Raw genomic sequence first — 16,498 nt, 5'->3', positions numbered from 1 at the left:
TGCACGTTTACCCCGCGCGATTTGAATGCCCACAAGGGCGCCCTATCTGCAACACGATCTAGTGTCTTATAACTCTAGGCATACAAGACAGCTCGAGGCTGTCACCCGCACATTCTCAGATCCAGGCTAATCTCGCGGCACGGCGAATCTCATAACCACGTCACATAACCATTTGCTCGAATGGCGCTAGGCATCGTTAGTTATAAGACACAGGAGGAGCGCTGTGGAAAAGCTGATCGGGTACTCGCGGGTATCAAGTCGGCAGGAGTCAGACGACCGGCAGCAGGCCGACATTCTGGCTGCTGGGGTCCGGCGGGATGACTTCTATGTTGATCAAGGGAGTTCCGGCGCCCGAGCATCGCGCCCGCAGTTGGATCGTGCACTGGCCGCACTTGAACCCGGCGACACATTCGTGATCGCCAGCCTCGACCGGCTCGGCCAATCGACACAGAACGTGCTTGCTTTCGCCGAGCACCTCAACGGCCGCGGCATCGAGCTTCGGGTCCTCGATCTTGGCGGTGGCGACGTCGACACAGCGACACCGACAGGATCCATGCTGTTCACGGTTCTGGCTGCCCTCGGCCACATGGAACACGAAATCAAGCGAGAACGCGTGCTCGACTCGATCGATAGACGCCGCAAGGCCGGCAAGAACCTTGGCGGCCGCCCGCGGGTCATCAGCAACAGGCAGATCCGCAACGCGAGCCGCCTCATCGCAGGTGGAGAACCAACCGCAGAGGTGGCGCGTGATTTCGGAATGTCCCGCGCCACGTACTACCGTCGGGCGCGCCTTCTGGGCCTATTGCCAGACCAGTCTGGCCGGATCGCAACAGACGCAAGCTCCAACTGAACGTCCTGTGCCACCGTACATCGGACACGCGATCCTGCCCCACCCCACAGTGAGCAGAAGCGCGCCGCCCCGCATGCCAGCTCGGGCGGTGGCGCGACTGAAAGAGCGTCCGAGCACAGCCTGAGGTCACATCAGCTCGACGAGCCTCGCCAGCGCCGGACGGGTGTGGATCGCAAGACGTTCGCGAGCGTCGTCCAACACAGCGGAATGCGGGTATCCCGGCGGCACTCGCGCCGGGTTGAGCGCAACCCCGTCCGACCACGCCTTGATGTCGGGCTGGGCAGTGAAGTTGATCGCGGCCCGGGTGCCGAGAACGGTCGCTTTCGCCCACTGGGACATCGAATTGCCGTAGTTCGAAGGCGGGCAGAGCCGGTTTTTTTCGGCATCGTCGGTGCGGGTGGCCTCGACATACCCGATCAGGGCGGCGCCGAAGCACGGGAAGCCCGTCCGGATCGGCTGAAGCGTGATGTCCTCCTGCCGCCACACTGGGACGAGGGGTGGGTACTTCAGGCCGTCCGCCGCGGCGTGCACGATGAGGGCATCATCCGCAACCTGTATGGCGCCGTCGGCGAAGGTGAGCTTGCCGCGATCCACAGACTCGATGTGCCCGCGGCGGACGACGTTTGAAATGGAGCGAAGCTGGTCGAGCTCCCACGACGCGAGAGTCGGTGTTTTGGCCATCGTCGGCGTGACCGAACGGTCGATGCGCAGAAGGATCCCGGCGTCCTCGAGCTGCAGGAACAAGCCGCCGAGCGAGGCCGCGCCTTCGGAGATCTGCATGATGTCGGCAGCCGTGCTGAGGAAGATTGCGGGATCGGGTTGGATGAGCGCGCGGTTGAACATCCACGGGTCGCGAGGCCGGACCCAGCAGATCGCGTCGGGGTCCACGCCGCGTGCAAGCAACCAGATGCAGGCGTCGCTCGCGGTCTTGCCGGCGCCCACGACGACGTACCGGCTCGGCGCCTCCTCCAGCCGCGCGAGGTCATTGATGGGCAGGACGCGAGCAGTGTCGGCGACATCGAACGGCGGTGCCGTCTCGGCAGGGATGCTGGGAGCGAGGTAGTGGGCGTTCACGATCCGGCACGACTCGGGCACCTCGAACTGAACCCCGGCGACGTGCGAGACGACGGTGTGGTCGCCGTCGAAGTGACTGTTGGGCAGAAAGTCGACCTTGCCCGTCTCCAGCATCCGGTCGAGCATCTGCCCGTAGTACGCGGTGATCTCGGCCTGGTACGCCCGCTCCTGAAGCCCGGCCTCCGGTCCGCTCACCTGGAGCTTGCCGCCACCCAGCATTCTCGAGGCGACGCCGTAGAACGCCGAGGCCTGATGCAGCCTGACGAACGGGTACGCCTCCAGCCAGTGCCCGCCCACGCCGTGACGGCGGTCGACCATCGCGACGCGCACGTCGGCGTGGTCGATTAACGTGTCGGTAAATGCCATCCCCATGGCACCCGCGCCCACCACAAGGTAGTCGGTCTCAAGGGTTCGAGCCATGTGTTAACGGTGACACTCGCTGGGGGCCGCGTCAACGGCACAGGAGTCGACGCAACGAAGAGCAATCCGCTCCTACCCGACGGGGAATGGGACGGAGAATTGGCGTCTCACGTGACAGTGTGCCCCCAGGCAGATTCGAACTGCCGCCCCTGCCTCCGGAGGGCAGTGCTCTATCCCCTGAGCTATGGGGGCCCAGGAACCTCTAGGTTAGCATCCCTGGGCGGACGACTTTGCCCCACGGGATAGTGTGTGCAGGGCGGCCGAATCAGAAGGGTCAGAACGGGGGAGGGGTCTGGTCCCGTCGCGGTGGCGTTGGTGGTGGCGTTGGTGGTGGCGCAGGTGGGTGCGGCTCGATCGTGCCGAGCGAAGCGGATGGCGTGTGGGCCATCGAGTCGGGTCGGCTGGTGTATTTTTTGCCGCCGGGGGTGGTCCAGGTGAGGGTGCCGCCGGGGCCTTGGCTGGTGTGGAAGCTGGATTGGTGTTTCAGCCGGTGGCAGGGTTTGCAGAGGTGCACGAGGTTGTCGACGTCGGTGCTGCCGCCGGTGTTCCAGGGCCTCGTGTGGTCGATTTCGCTGAGCGTGGCGCGGCGGGTGCAGCCGATGCCCTGGCAGGTGTGGTCGCGGGCCTGCAGGTAGCGGCGCATGTCGGCCGGTGGCGCGTACTGCTCGCGGCCCATGCTGAGTCGGCAGCCGGTCTCGGGGTGGGTGAGGATGCGGGTCCAGCTGGTGGCGGTGCCGGCGATCCGCCGGGCCGTCTCCGGGTCGATCGGCCCGTACCCCTCCAGGATGGCGGGTTCGTCGCTTCTGCCGAGCAGGGTCAGCGCGGGCACGGTGAGGTGCACGGTGCCGCGGATGCCGTGGCCGAGCCCGTTCGGGCCGATGCCGTCCAGCAGCAGGTCGCGGTAGGCGTCGGCGCGGCGCTGGTCCGTGGTGCGGCCCTGCGCTGCCGCATCAGCGCCGGGCGCAGGTGCAGTCTCGTCGTCGTCGCCGAGGTTCACGGCGATGTGGCTGAGCCGGTCGTAGATCGACTGGGCATCCTCGGCCTTGAGGTACGCGTTCAGCCAGGCCATGCCGTCCGCGTCGGGGTTCACCACGACGCGGCGCTTCACAAAGCCGGTGCCGGCGCGTTCCTGCAGCGGCACCGGGTGCATCCGTTCGAGGATGCGGCCGGCGACCCGGGCGAACTGGGTGGAGGTGAGTTTCTCCGCCGCGGGCAGAACCTTCTCCTCGAACGCGGGCAGGATCTCCTCGGGGACCCCGTCGGTGAGGTCGAGCATCTTCAACGCGTGCCCCCAGGTGATATGGCCCTCGGCCAGAGCCGCATGGAAGCCCGGCAGTTGGCCGGTGAGGCGGCACGCGGAGAAGATCAGGATGCCGGCCGTGCCGGCTTTCAGCCGCAGTGCACCGGCGGCCTCGGCGGCCATGCAGCGGCGGCCGAGTTCCTCGTCGTCCCAGGCCGGCCCGTGCGCGCCCGTGTCGGGGTCGCCCCGGCCGGACTCGACCGGGTCCCCGCACAGGCCCGCGATGATGGCCGGGTCATGGCCGAGCCGGTCGAGTTCGGCCAACAACCGGGTGCGCTCCGCATACCCGGCAGCGATGACCTTCTCGTTCTCGATCAGCGGGTCGATGACCGCGCGGATTGCCTCCGCGGTGGGATCCAGGGCGTCGTCGGGGAGGTCGTCGGGGGTGGCATTCGAGGGGGCCATAGACACAGTCAAGCACCCACCACCGACACTCCCGATGCCAATGAATCACTGGTGGACAACCCCGAAACCCACCACCTGTGGAGGAGGGTCGACGGCCCCGCAGAGAGGTTTACAGCTTGCCGAGCACCGTGCCCATGAGCGACTCGGCGTCGCCGGGCTCCGACATGGCCGGGTCGGTGACGGAAACCCAGTAACCGCCGGTGAAGGCCTGCGCGGTGGTGGTCTCCACGCTGAAGTAGCCCTCCACCTGGGGCGCGCTGCCGTAGGTGGGAACGGCCTCGCCGGTGGCGAGAGCCTCGTCCTTGAGCGTGTTCGCCAGCGTCTCGTTGGGCATGGCGACCGAGATCTCGATGACCGACCCGCTGGACTGGTTCAGCCAGCCGCAGGAGATCCCGCTGTAGTTGGTGGCGTTGACGGCGGCCGCGCTGATGGGCGCATACCCCGGGTCTGTGCCGAGGTTGGGGTTGATCGCGTACAGGTCGTCGGGGGTGAGCAGCTGATCGCAGGACTTGTCCACGGCCGCGCCGGCGGCCGGTTCAACCGGCTCGGGCGTCGCGGTCTCGGTGGGCTCGGCGCTGGGCTCGGCGCCCGGCTCGGCGGTGGCTGACGGCTCAGTCGACGCCGTGGCGGAGGGGGAGGAACTGGGCACAGCAGACGCGGTGGGCTCGGTGCCCGCCTCCGGTGCGCAGCCGGCCAGTGCGAGAAGTGCGAGCGTGGCGCCGGTGAGGGCGAGGCCAGAACGAAGACTGCGGCGGGCGACGAGCGAGGTCGAGCTGAAGTGGGTCACGCGTTGACCTTATCAACTGGGCCGCCGGGTAGGATTGTTCGCCGTGACCCCTGCCGAACTTTCCCAGTCCCTGCTCGACCTCGTCAACTCCCTGGTCGAGCGCCGACGTGGCGAGGGCGCGGAGATCGCAGACCTCGGCCTCACTGTCGCCGACATGTCCCTCGAGCGCCCGCGCAACCGCGACCACGGCGACTGGGCATCGAGCGTTGCGATGAAGATCGCCAAGCCGCTGGGCACCAACCCGCGTGCCGTCGCCGCCGAGCTCGCCACGGGCCTGGAGGCCATGCCAGAGGTCGCCTCGGTGGAGATCGCCGGCCCCGGCTTCATCAACATCCGCCTCGAGGCATCCGCCGCCGGCGCCCTCGCACAGACGATCGTCAACGCCGGCCCGGTCTACGGCACCGGCCACATGTACGACGGCATCAAGATCAACCTCGAGTTCGTCTCGGCCAACCCCACCGGCCCCATCCACATGGGTGGCGTGCGCTGGGCGGCCGTGGGCGACAGCCTGGCCCGCGTGCTCAAGGCATCGGGCGCGGATGTGACGCGCGAGTACTACTTCAACGACCACGGCTCGCAGATCGACCGTTTCGCCCGCAGCGTGCTGGCCGCCTACCTCGGTGAGCCCACCCCGGAAGACGGTTACGGCGGAGCGTACATCGGCGACATCGCCAACCAGGTCGTCGCGATCTATGACGGCGACATCGCCAGCCTGCCCCGCGACGAACAGCAGGAGATCTTCCGCTCCATCGGCGTCGACCTCATGTTCACCGAGATCAAGGAGAAGCTGCACGGCTTCGGCGTCGACTTCGACGTGTTCTTCCACGAAGACTCGCTGCACGAATCCGGCGCCGTCGACCGCGCCATCACGCGCCTGCGCGAACTCGGCCACATCTTCGAGGCGGATGGCGCCATCTGGCTGCGCACCACCACCTTTGGCGACGATCGTGACCGGGTCATCATCCGCTCCAACGGTGAACCGGCGTACATCTCCGGCGACCTGGGCTACTACCTGAACAAGCGTGAGCGCGGCTTCGACCAGAACCTGATCATGCTCGGCGCCGACCACCACGGCTACATCGGCCGCATGATGGCCATGGTCGAGGCGTTCGGCGACGTGCCCGGCGTGAACCTGCAGATTCTCATCGGCCAGATGGTCAACCTGCTCAAGGGCGGCGAGCCCGTGCGCATGAGCAAGCGCAACGGCACCATCGTCACCCTCGACGACCTCGTCGACGCCGTGGGCGTGGACGCCGGCCGGTACTCGCTCGTGCGCTCCTCGAGCGACTCGCAGCTCGACATCGACCTCGATCTGCTCGGCAAGCGCACCAACGAGAACCCGGTGTTCTACGTTCAGTACGCCCACGCCCGCACCTGCTCGGTCGGCCGCAACGCCGCCGACTCCGGCGTGGACCGTGGCGCCTTCGCCCCCGAGCTGCTCACCCACGACAGCGAGTCCGCCCTGCTCGGGGTGCTGCAGGAGTACCCGCGGGTTGTGGCCCAGGCCGCAGAACTGCGCGAGCCGCACCGCGTCGCCCGCTATATCGAAGAGGTCGCAGGCTACTACCACCGCTGGTACGACAACTGCCGGGTCATCCCGCTCGGCGACGAGCCGGTCACCGACCTGCACCGCACCCGGCTGTGGCTGAACGACGCCACCGGCCAGGTCATCCGTAACGGTCTCGGCCTGCTCGGCGTCAGCGCGCCCGAGCGGATGTAGGCATGACCCGCCGCCGCCGCGGTCGCGGTCTCATCATCACCGGTGTGCTTCTGGTGGCTCTGGTCGGCGCGTTCTTCGTGGCCGATACCGTGCTTCGCGGCTACGCAGAGGACCGGGCCCAGGCGGAGATCGCCGACCGGTTGCCCGAGAACGTCACCGGCGACGTCGCCGTGGAGATCGGCGGTTTCTCCGTGATCGCCCAGTACCTGACCGGGTCGTTCGACGCGGTGCGCCTCGTCGCGCCGGCGCTCACCATCGACGGTGCCACCGTCGCCGTAGACATCCGCGCCGCCGACGTGCCCACCGACACGTCCCAGCCCATCGGCAACGTCACCGGCAGCATCGACCTCGACGAGGCCGCGCTCAACACCCTGCTGCAGTCGGGCGGGCAGTCCGACTCATCCGGCGGACCGATCCAGGCCGGAGCCACCGAGCTGAAGCTCGCCGACAACGCGGTCACCTACGCCGGCTCGGTCAGCCTGTTCGGCTTCGAGGTGGGCTATCAGGCCACGGCCGCGCCGTCCACCACCGCCGAGGCGCTCGTGCTCACCCCCACTAGCGCCGAGCTCAGCAGCGGCGCAGGCAGCATCGACGCCAGCAACGTGCTCGACCTGATCCTCGGTGAGCAGCCAGTGACCATCTGCGTGGCCCAGTACCTGCCACAGGGCGTCACACTCACCGGTGTGGATGCGACGGCGGCCCGCGCACGCATTACGCTGGAGTCGAGCACATTGACGCTCACCGAACAGTCGCTCACCACCCTGGGTACCTGTTCGCCCGCTTGATTCGGCGCGCGCAACTCGCAGTCGCTAGAATTCCGGTAGCTTTCCGCGCCGTTTCGGCGCGTCTCTTCGCTGGCTTCAGGGACCAATCCGGGTTCGCTCGCCACTTCGTGAGACACCCACTTGACTCCTGTGAGGTTTTCACCCGTGGCCCATAATCCACTCGCCCCCGAGTGGCTCAGCCCCCCAGCTGACGCCAACGTGCTCACCGACGGCCTCTGGCCCGCGTCGGCGCACCGCTCAGACGACGGCGCCATCACCATCGGCGGCGTCAGCGCACCAGATCTTGCGGCCCGCTTCGGCACGCCGCTCTACGTCGTCGACGAGACGGATGCCCGCACCCGCGCCGTCGAACTCCGCCGCGCCTTCGACACCGAATTCGCCCGCATCGGCACCACCGTCAAGGTCTACTACGCCGCCAAGGCGTTCCTCTCCACCGAGGTCGCCCGCTGGATGGTCGACGCCGAGCTGAACATCGACGTCTGCAGCGGCGGCGAACTCGCTGTGGCCCTGGCCGCCGGTGTCGCGCCCGGCCGGATCGGCTTCCACGGCAACAACAAGTCCGTGGCCGAGATCGACCAGGCCACCCGGGTGGGCGTCGGCACGATCATCATCGACAGCCCGATCGAGATCGACCGGGTCGCCGCGGCCGCCCTGCGCCACGGCATCGTGCAGAACGTGCGCCTGCGCGTGAACAGCGGCGTGCACGCGCACACCCACGAGTTCCTGGCCACCTCGCACGAAGACCAGAAGTTCGGCGTCGTCTTCGAAGACGCCCCGGCCCTGGTCACCGCGATCCGCGCCCAGCCCAGCCTCAACTTCCTCGGCCTGCACTGCCACATCGGCTCACAGATCTTCGGCGTCGACGGCTTCGCCGAGTCGGCCTCCCGACTGCTCAGCCTGCACGCCGAGCTGCTCACCGACGGCCCCGTGCCAGAGCTCAACCTCGGCGGCGGCTTCGGCATCGCCTACACCAGCACCGACGACCCCAGCCCGATCACCGACCTGGCCGCCGGACTGGCCGACATCGTCGCCGCCGAGTGCGCGCGCCGCAGCATCCCGGTGCCCGTCATCGCCATCGAACCGGGCCGGGTCATCATCGGACCGGCCGGCGTCACCCTGTACGAGGTGGGCACCATCAAGCCCGTGCGCATCGGCGACAACACCCGGCTGTACGTGAGCGTCGACGGCGGCATGAGCGACAACGCCCGCCCCGCGCTCTACGGTGCCGAGTTCTCGGTGCGCCTGGCCGACCGGGTGACGGATGCCGACGCCGCGCTGGTGCGCATCGCCGGCAAGCACTGCGAGAGCGGCGACATCGTCGTGGACGCCGACTACCTGCCGGGCGATGTGGCACCGGGCGACCTGGTGATGGTCCCAGCGACCGGGGCGTACTGCTGGTCGCTGGCCAGCAACTACAACTACCTGGGGCGGCCCGCCGTCGTGGCCGTATTCGATGGTGAAGCCAGGGTCATCGTGCGCGGGGAGACCATCGACGATCTGCTGGCGAGGGACACGGGCATAGCGGAGACGGCTCACGAGGCCACGACCCGCTCGGATAACGAAATGAAGGAATCCACCCGATGATCGAATACCGCAATCTGCGCGTCGCCCTGCTCGGCGGCGGTTCGGTCGGAGCCCAGGTGGCCCGGCTGCTGCTCGAGCACCGCGACGAGCTCGCCAACCGGGTGGGGGCGAGCCTCGAGCTCGTCGGTATCCTGGTGCGCGATCTCGACGCCCCGCGCACGGCAGACCTGCCGAAGGAACTGCTCACCACCGACGCCGACGCGCTGATCCTGGGCGCCGACATCGTGATCGAACTGATGGGCGGCATCGAACCGGCCCGCAGCTACATTCTGATGGCCATCAACTCCGGCGCCGACGTCGTCACCGCCAACAAGGCGCTGCTCGCCCAGCACGGCGCCGAGCTGTTCGAGGCCGCCGACCAGGTGGGCGCGCAGCTGAACTACGAGGCCGCCGTCGCCGGCGCCATCCCGATCGTGCGCCCGCTGCGTGACAGCCTCGCCGGCGACAGGGTCAACCGCATCCTCGGCATCGTCAACGGCACCACGAACTTCATCCTCGACCGGATGGATACCGCAGGCGACACCCTCGACGAGGCCCTCGCCACCGCCACAGAGCTCGGCTACGCCGAAGCCGACCCCACCGCCGACATCGAGGGGTACGACGCCGCGCAGAAGGCCGCTCTGCTGGCGAGCCTCGCCTTCCACACCCACGTGCCCATCGAGAGCGTCTACCGCGAGGGCATCACCAAGGTCACCCAGCAGCAGATCGAATCCGCCCGCAGCGCCGGGTACGTGGTGAAGCTGCTCGCCATCTGCGAACGTCTCACCGACCCGGAGACCGGGGTCGAGGGCGTCTCCGCCCGCGTCTACCCGGCGATGGTGCACAACAGTCACCCCCTCGCGGTGGTGCACGGCGCCAACAACGCCGTCTTCGTCGAGGCCGAGGCCGCCGGACCGCTGATGTTCTACGGCGCGGGCGCCGGGGGAGTGCAGACCGCATCCGCCGTGCTCGGCGACGTCGTCTCGGTGGCTCGCCGCCACGTCGTCGGCGGTCCCGGCTTCGCCGCGTCGATCCACGCCGACCTGCCGGTGCTGGAAATCGGCAAGGTGACCACCCGGTACGCGGTGATCCTCGAGGTCACCGACGAACCGGGCGTGCTCTCCACAATCGCCGGGGTGTTCAGCAAAAACCATGTTTCGCTCGCGCTCGTCGAACAGTCGATGGCGCCCGCAGAGCCAGGAACGGCCAGTCACGAGGCCGTCTCGGGCACAGCTACCCTTGTCATTGGGACGCACGAGGCCACGGAGGCAGCGCTTGCCGCGACCGTGATCGACCTTGCCGCCAACAGTGTCGTCACCAAAGTCGCATCCGTATTAAGAGTTGAAGGAGTCTGATGTCCAGCGAACGAGAGACCGGTCAGCACCAGATGGTCAAGACCCAGTCCCGTCAGTGGCGCGGTGTGTTGCGCGAGTACGCCGACCGGCTGAACATCAGCGACGCCACCCCGATCGTCACGCTCGGTGAGGGTGGCACCCCGCTGATTCCCGCCGCCGCGCTGTCCGCACGCACCGGCGCGAAGGTGTGGGTGAAGTACGAGGGCATGAACCCCACCGGTTCCTTCAAGGACCGCGGCATGACCATGGCGATCTCCAAGGCCGTCGAAGACGGTGCCAAGGCCGTCATCTGCGCCTCCACCGGCAACACCTCGGCCTCCGCCGCCGCGTACGCCACCCACGCCGGCATCCAGGCCGTCGTGCTGGTGCCGGAGGGCAAGATCGCCATGGGCAAGCTCAGCCAGGCCATCGCGCACAACGCCCAGCTGCTGCAGGTGCAGGGCAACTTCGACGACTGCCTCGACATCGCCCGCGACCTGTCCGCGAACTACCCGGTGCACCTGGTCAACTCCGTCAACCCCGACCGCATCGAGGGACAGAAGACGGCCGCGTTCGAGGTCGTCGAGGTGCTCGAAGACGCACCGGACTTCCACATCGTCCCGGTCGGCAACGCCGGCAACTACACCGCATACTTCCGCGGCTACAGCGAAGAACTCGCCCGTGGCGCCACCACCAAGCTGCCGCGGATGTTCGGATTCCAGGCCGCCGGCAGCGCCCCGATCGTTCTCGGCCACCGGGTCGAGCACCCGGAGACCATCGCCAGCGCCATCCGCATCGGCAACCCGGCCTCGTGGGACCTCGCCCTGAACGCCCGCGAGGTGAGCGACGGCTACTTCGGCGCGATCAGCGACGAGAAGATCCTCGAGGCCTACCGCATCCTCTCCGCCGAGGTGGGCATCTTCGTGGAGCCGGCCTCCGCGATCAGCGTCGCCGGCCTGCTCGAGCGCGCCGACGCCGGCCAGATCCCCGCCGGCGCCACGGTTGTGCTCACCGTCACGGGCCACGGCCTGAAGGACCCGCAGTGGGCGCTTCGCACCGCCGACGGTTCAGACGTCAAGCCCACCATCGTTCCGGTCGACACCGCGGCCATCGCCGAGGTGTTGGGGTTGGGCCAGAAGTGACCACCGCGCTCCCCGTTGTGGGACGCAACGCACTGGCCGGTCGCTCGGTCGTCGTGAAGGTGCCCGCCACCACGGCGAACCTCGGCCCCGGCTTCGACACCCTGGGCCTGGCCCTCGCGCACTACGACCACCTGCAGGTCGAGGTGCAGGAGACGCCCGGTGTGTTCGTCGACGTGCACGGCGTCGGCGCCGGCGAGGTGCCCACCGACGAGAGCAACCTCGTGGTGCGCGCCATCGCGCACACCTTCGCCGCCTACGACATCCCCCTGCCAGGGCTCAAGCTGGTCGCAGAGAACGTGATCCCGCACGGCCGCGGCATGGGGTCATCCGGTGCCGCCATCGTGTCGGGCATCATGGCCGCCAAGGGCCTGCTCGAGGGCATCGTCGACATCGACTCCGACGCGTTGCTGGTGCTCGCCACCCAGATGGAGGGGCACCCGGACAACGTGGCGCCCGCCCTGTTCGGCGGTCTCACCATCGCGTGGATGCAGCCGGACGGTCCCCGGCACAAGAAGCTGATGGTGCACCGTGGTGTGTCCCCGCTGGTGTTCGTGCCGGAGCACGCCATGTCCACCGCGCTGGCGCGGAGCCTGCAGCCCGAATCGGTGCCGCACTCCGATGCCGTGTTCAACCTGTCCCGATCCGCCCTGCTCATCGCCGCGCTCATCCAGAGCCCGGAGCTGCTGCTGGTGTCCACGGAGGACAAGCTTCACCAGAGCTACCGGGCCGCGGCCATGCCGGAGACCAACCGGTTGATCACCCTGCTGCGCGATCACGGCTTCGCCGCCGTGGTCTCAGGGGCCGGCCCGTCGATCCTGGTCCTGGCCAGCGATCCCGGCCAGCGCCTGGTCGCGGCCGACCTCATCGCCCAGCATTCCGACACCCCGTGGCAGTCGCTCATGCTGGCCGTCGATTTCAAGGGCGCCACGGTCACCCGCACCGACGTCTGAGTCGTGAACCTCGAGCTCGGCCCCCTCCGCACGCCAGGAGGGGGCCTTTCTCATGGTCGGCGGAATGCGAAGTGCAGTTCGAACCTGCTAGAGTTGTTGCGCACCCGATAGAAACCGCCACTAGCGGATCTGTTCTCTGGTGTATTCCCTGTAACTCACTGCTACTGCGTATGTGTGCGTGGCTGTGTGTGTGTTCATTCCAATCCGCCACTGTGTGGGACTGGATCACCCGCAGCGCAACGGCGCTGCAACATCTTCTCTGGCCGGCTCATCAGCGCCAGGGGAAAGGACAATACTTCGTGACCAACGTCAATCTCCACGCCGATGGTGTGGACATCTCACGCCTCTCCACCCTCCGCGTCGCCGAGCTTCAGGCTCTGGCCGGCGAACTGGGTATCCAGGGCGCATCCAAACTCCGCAAGGGTGAGCTCGTAGACGCCATCACCGCGACGCAGTCCCCGTCGGCCGAGCCGGCAGCTGCCGCCGCCGTCGTCGTCGACGCCCCCGTCGAGGTGACCACAGAGGCCGCTCCCGCCGCTGAGACCGCGCCGAAGAAGCGCGTCTCCCGCCGGGTCAGCACCACCACGTCGGCCCCCGCCGGCGCCCACGTCAACGCCGACGGTGAACTGGGCCTCGGCCTGATCCTGCCGGAGGCCGGCAGCAGCCGCCGCAAGACCACCGCCCCGACCACCTACGCCGGCGCCACCGCGGGTGACATCGTCGCCGATGCCCCGACCGCCGAGAAGCCGGTTCGCCAGGCCCGCAAGCGCGCCAGCACCGCCACCATCACCGAGGCCGTCGCCGCCGCGCTCGTCGCCGAGGCCGCTGCATCCGTCGAGGCACCGGCATCCGTCGAGGCGCCCGCCGCCGCCGAGGAGCAGGCCACCGAAGCCCCCGCGGGCAACTCCCGCAACCGTCGCGGCGGCAACACCCGCAACGACAACCGCAACGAAGGCCGTAACGAGAACCGCAACGAGGGCCGCAGCAACGGCCGAGGACGCAACGGTGGCAACAACGCCAACGCCGCCACCGCCCGCAACGCCTTCGACGCACGCAGCCTGATCGACGCACAGAACGCCGAAGACGGCTACGAGGCTCCCGCCGAGTCCACCGCCGCACCGGTCGAGGCCGACACCGTCGACGCCGACAGCACCGAGTCGCGCATCCAGCGCCCCGAGGGCGTCGTGCGCGCCGAGCGCAACGAGCGCGGCGGCCGCCAGCGCAACCAGCGCGGCGCACGTACCGAGCGGGCCGAGCAGGCCGAACCGGCCGAGCCGACCGAGCAGGTCGAGGCCGAAGAGCAGGCCGAGCCCGCCGAGCAGCCCGAGACCACCGGTGCAGACACCGAGCAGAACGAGCAGCCCCGCCAGGGCCGCAACCGCAACCGCAGCCGCGGCGGCGACCGCACCCAGGGCGACCGCAACCAGAACCAGGGCGAGCGCAACCAGGGCGACCGTGCCCCGCAGGCAGCGGATGACCGTGGCGAGCGTGGCGACGACCGTCAGGCCAACCAGCGCCAGGCCGGCAACCGCGGCCAGGGCCAGGACCGTCAGCAGGGCGAGCGCAACCAGGGCGACCGTCAGCAGAGCGACCGCGCCCAGCAGGAACGTCAGGGCCAGGAACGCAGCCAGGGTCAGGACCGCAACTCCGGCCCGGAGGACGAGCTGAACGGCCGCAACAACCGCAGCCGTTTCCGCGACCGCAAGCGTCGCGGCGGCGCCACCAACGACGACTTCGAGCCCGAACTGACCGACGATGACGTGCTCATCCCGGTCGCCGGCATCCTCGACGTGCTCGACAACTACGCGTTCGTGCGCACCTCCGGCTACCTGCCCGGTGCCAGCGACGTCTACGTCTCGCTCGGCCAGGTCAAGAAGTACAACCTGCGCAAGGGTGACGCCGTCGTCGGCTCGATCCGTCAGCCGCACGAGGGCGACCAGAGCGGCCGCCAGAAGTACAACGCGATCGTCAAGGTCGACTCCATCAACGGCCTGACCGTTGAGGAAGCCGCCAGCCGGGTCGAGTTCCAGAAGCTCACCCCGCTCTACCCGCAGGAGCGTCTGCGCCTCGAGACCGAGCCTGGCAAGCTGACCCAGCGCATCATCGACCTGGTCGCCCCGATCGGCAAGGGCCAGCGTGGCCTGATCGTCGCGCCGCCCAAGGCCGGCAAGACCATCGTCATGCAGCAGATCGCGAACGCCATCGCCACGAACAACCCCGAGGTGCACCTCATGGTCGTCCTGGTCGACGAGCGCCCGGAAGAGGTCACCGACATGCAGCGCACGGTGAAGGGTGAGGTCATCGCCTCCACCTTCGACCGCCCCGCCGAGGACCACACCACGGTCGCCGAGCTCGCCATCGAGCGGGCCAAGCGCCTGGTGGAGCTGGGCCACGACGTCGTCGTGCTGCTCGACTCGATCACCCGCCTCGGCCGGGCCTACAACCTGACCGCCCCGCCGTCGGGTCGTATCCTCTCCGGCGGTGTCGACGCATCCGCGCTGTACCCGCCCAAGCGGTTCTTCGGTGCTGCCCGCAACATCGAGAACGGTGGCTCGCTCACCATCCTCGCTTCCGCGTTGGTGGAGACCGGGTCCAAGATGGACGAGGTCATCTTCGAGGAGTTCAAGGGCACCGGCAACATGGAGCTGCGCCTGTCGCGCCACCTGGCCGACAAGCGGATCTTCCCCGCCGTCGACGTCAACGCATCCGGCACCCGCCGCGAAGAAATGCTGATGAGCGCCGATGAGGTCAAGATCACTTGGAAGCTGCGCCGCGCCCTCGCCGGACTCGAGCAGCAGCAGGCGCTCGAGGTCATCCTGGGCCGCTTGAAGGAGACGTCCTCCAACGTCGAGTTCCTGATGCAGGTTCAGAAGTCGATGCCGACCCCGAACGGGTCAGACAAGGATCACTGATGTTCGAGTCTGTCCTGACTCTGCAGGCTGAGCACGACGAGCTGCAGTCCCAGTTGGCGGACCCGGAGTTGCACGCCAACCCCGCCCGTTCCAAGAAGGTCAACCGCCGCTACGCCGAGCTCAGCCGCATCATCGCGGCGTGGACCGAGTGGAAAGAGATTGGCGACAATCTCGACGCCGCCCGGGAACTGGCCGACGAGGATGAGTCTTTCGCCGCCGAGATCCCGGGGCTCGTGGATCAGTTGGAGGACGCCGCCGAGAAGCTGCGTCGCCTGCTGATCCCGCGCGACCCGCTGGATGCCCGTGACGTGATCATGGAGATCAAGATGGGGGAGGGCGGTGCGGAATCCGCACTGTTCGCCGCCGACCTGCTGCGCATGTACCTGCACTACGCGGAGTCCAAGCGCTGGAAGACCGAGATCATCGAGCAAACCTCGAGCGACCTCGGCGGCATCAAAGACATCCAGTTGGCCATCAAAGGCAACTCGGCCGACCCCGCGGAGGGCGTCTGGGCACACCTCAAGTACGAGGGTGGTGTGCACCGTGTCCAGCGGGTGCCGGCCACCGAGTCACAGGGACGCATCCACACCTCGGCGGCGGGCGTTCTCGTCTTCCCCGAAGTGGATGAGCCCGAAGAGGTCGAGCTGCACCCGAACGACCTCAAGATCGACGTCTACCGCTCCAGCGGCCCCGGCGGTCAGTCGGTCAACACGACCGACTCCGCCGTTCGCATCACCCACCTTCCCACCGGGATCGTGGTTGCCATGCAGAACGAGAAGAGTCAGCTGCAGAACAAGGAAGCGGGTATGCGAGTGCTTCGCGCGCGCGTCCTCGCCCGGCAGCAGGAAGAGATCGACGAGGCCGCCTCGCTCGTGCGCAAGGGTCAGATCCGCACCATGGACCGGTCCGAGCGCATCCGCACGTACAACTTCCCGGAGAACCGGATCGCGGACCACCGCACCGGTTACAAGGCGTACAACCTGGACACCGTGATGAACGGTGCCCTGGATGCCGTCATCGACTCGTGCATCACCGCCGACGAGGCCACCCGCCTCGCCGAGATCGGCGACCACGACTAGCACCCGCTCCACGTGAAGAGGCGCCCCGGCTCAGGCCAGGGCGCCTCTTCTCGTTTCACAGCCGCTCGTTGGTTGAGCTTGTCGAAACCTGGTGGGGTGGTCTGCGGATGCTGCGGTAGCGTCCCCGGGATTGGCTGGCGTGGTCTCGACGGGCTCGACCGGCGTGTTGGTCGCGTT

12 protein-coding genes and 1 tRNA gene are annotated in these 16,498 nt (G+C 68.1%); 9 read left to right on the top strand and 4 right to left on the bottom strand.

Annotated features, from left to right (window positions below; all coding sequences use genetic code 11):
* Positions 1-223: 223 nt before the first annotated feature.
* On the top strand, positions 224-850 hold the full coding sequence (locus tag K2F54_RS17075) for a recombinase family protein (RefSeq protein WP_220607057.1): 627 nt from the start codon (positions 224-226) through the stop codon (positions 848-850).
* A 126-nt stretch (positions 851-976) separates the two neighbouring features.
* Here K2F54_RS17075 and K2F54_RS17070 read toward each other — a convergent pair whose 3' ends face one another.
* The 4 genes from K2F54_RS17070 to K2F54_RS17055 form a co-directional block, all read right to left on the bottom strand.
* Positions 977-2,344: an NAD(P)-binding protein gene (locus tag K2F54_RS17070; protein WP_220607056.1), complete on the bottom strand. Its 1,368-nt coding sequence runs from the start codon at positions 2,342-2,344 to the stop codon at positions 977-979.
* 120 nt (positions 2,345-2,464) lie between these two features.
* A tRNA-Arg gene (locus K2F54_RS17065) sits at positions 2,465-2,536 on the bottom strand.
* An 82-nt stretch (positions 2,537-2,618) separates the two neighbouring features.
* The gene (locus K2F54_RS17060) at positions 2,619-4,049 is read right to left on the bottom strand and encodes an HNH endonuclease (protein ID WP_220607055.1); all 1,431 of its coding nucleotides are present in this window, start codon (positions 4,047-4,049) and stop codon (positions 2,619-2,621) included.
* A 109-nt stretch (positions 4,050-4,158) separates the two neighbouring features.
* Positions 4,159-4,836: an iron ABC transporter ATP-binding protein gene (locus K2F54_RS17055; RefSeq protein ID WP_220607054.1), complete on the bottom strand. Its 678-nt coding sequence runs from the start codon at positions 4,834-4,836 to the stop codon at positions 4,159-4,161.
* 43 nt (positions 4,837-4,879) lie between these two features.
* Here K2F54_RS17055 and argS point away from each other — a divergent pair, with 43 nt between their 5' ends.
* From argS to prfA, 8 genes are all read left to right on the top strand, one after another.
* On the top strand, positions 4,880-6,556 hold the full coding sequence (gene argS, locus K2F54_RS17050) for an arginine--tRNA ligase (RefSeq protein WP_220607053.1): 1,677 nt from the start codon (positions 4,880-4,882) through the stop codon (positions 6,554-6,556).
* 2 nt (positions 6,557-6,558) lie between these two features.
* On the top strand, positions 6,559-7,341 hold the full coding sequence (locus K2F54_RS17045; RefSeq protein ID WP_220607052.1) for an LmeA family phospholipid-binding protein: 783 nt from the start codon (positions 6,559-6,561) through the stop codon (positions 7,339-7,341).
* 144 nt (positions 7,342-7,485) lie between these two features.
* Positions 7,486-8,925: a diaminopimelate decarboxylase gene (lysA, locus tag K2F54_RS17040; protein ID WP_220607051.1), complete on the top strand. Its 1,440-nt coding sequence runs from the start codon at positions 7,486-7,488 to the stop codon at positions 8,923-8,925.
* On the top strand, positions 8,922-10,259 hold the full coding sequence (locus K2F54_RS17035; protein ID WP_220607050.1) for a homoserine dehydrogenase: 1,338 nt from the start codon (positions 8,922-8,924) through the stop codon (positions 10,257-10,259). The genes lysA and K2F54_RS17035 overlap by 4 nt, the downstream gene beginning before the upstream one ends.
* The gene (gene thrC / locus K2F54_RS17030; RefSeq protein ID WP_255577238.1) at positions 10,259-11,380 is read left to right on the top strand and encodes a threonine synthase; all 1,122 of its coding nucleotides are present in this window, start codon (positions 10,259-10,261) and stop codon (positions 11,378-11,380) included. The genes K2F54_RS17035 and thrC overlap by 1 nt, the downstream gene beginning before the upstream one ends.
* On the top strand, positions 11,377-12,330 hold the full coding sequence (gene thrB, locus K2F54_RS17025) for a homoserine kinase (RefSeq protein WP_374107313.1): 954 nt from the start codon (positions 11,377-11,379) through the stop codon (positions 12,328-12,330). Before thrC ends, thrB begins: the two co-directional genes overlap by 4 nt.
* A 299-nt stretch (positions 12,331-12,629) precedes the next feature.
* Positions 12,630-15,242 (top strand): transcription termination factor Rho, encoded by a 2,613-nt coding sequence (gene rho, locus K2F54_RS17020; protein WP_308287719.1) that lies wholly within the window; start codon positions 12,630-12,632, stop codon positions 15,240-15,242.
* The gene (prfA, locus tag K2F54_RS17015; protein ID WP_220607048.1) at positions 15,242-16,321 is read left to right on the top strand and encodes a peptide chain release factor 1; all 1,080 of its coding nucleotides are present in this window, start codon (positions 15,242-15,244) and stop codon (positions 16,319-16,321) included. Before rho ends, prfA begins: the two co-directional genes overlap by 1 nt.
* The last annotated feature ends 177 nt before the right edge of the window (positions 16,322-16,498 follow it).

The sequence above is a fragment of the Cryobacterium inferilacus genome, from assembly GCF_019599185.1.
Taxonomy (GTDB): domain Bacteria; phylum Actinomycetota; class Actinomycetes; order Actinomycetales; family Microbacteriaceae; genus Cryobacterium; species Cryobacterium inferilacus.
This window is presented reverse-complemented; position numbering and strand designations above follow the sequence as displayed.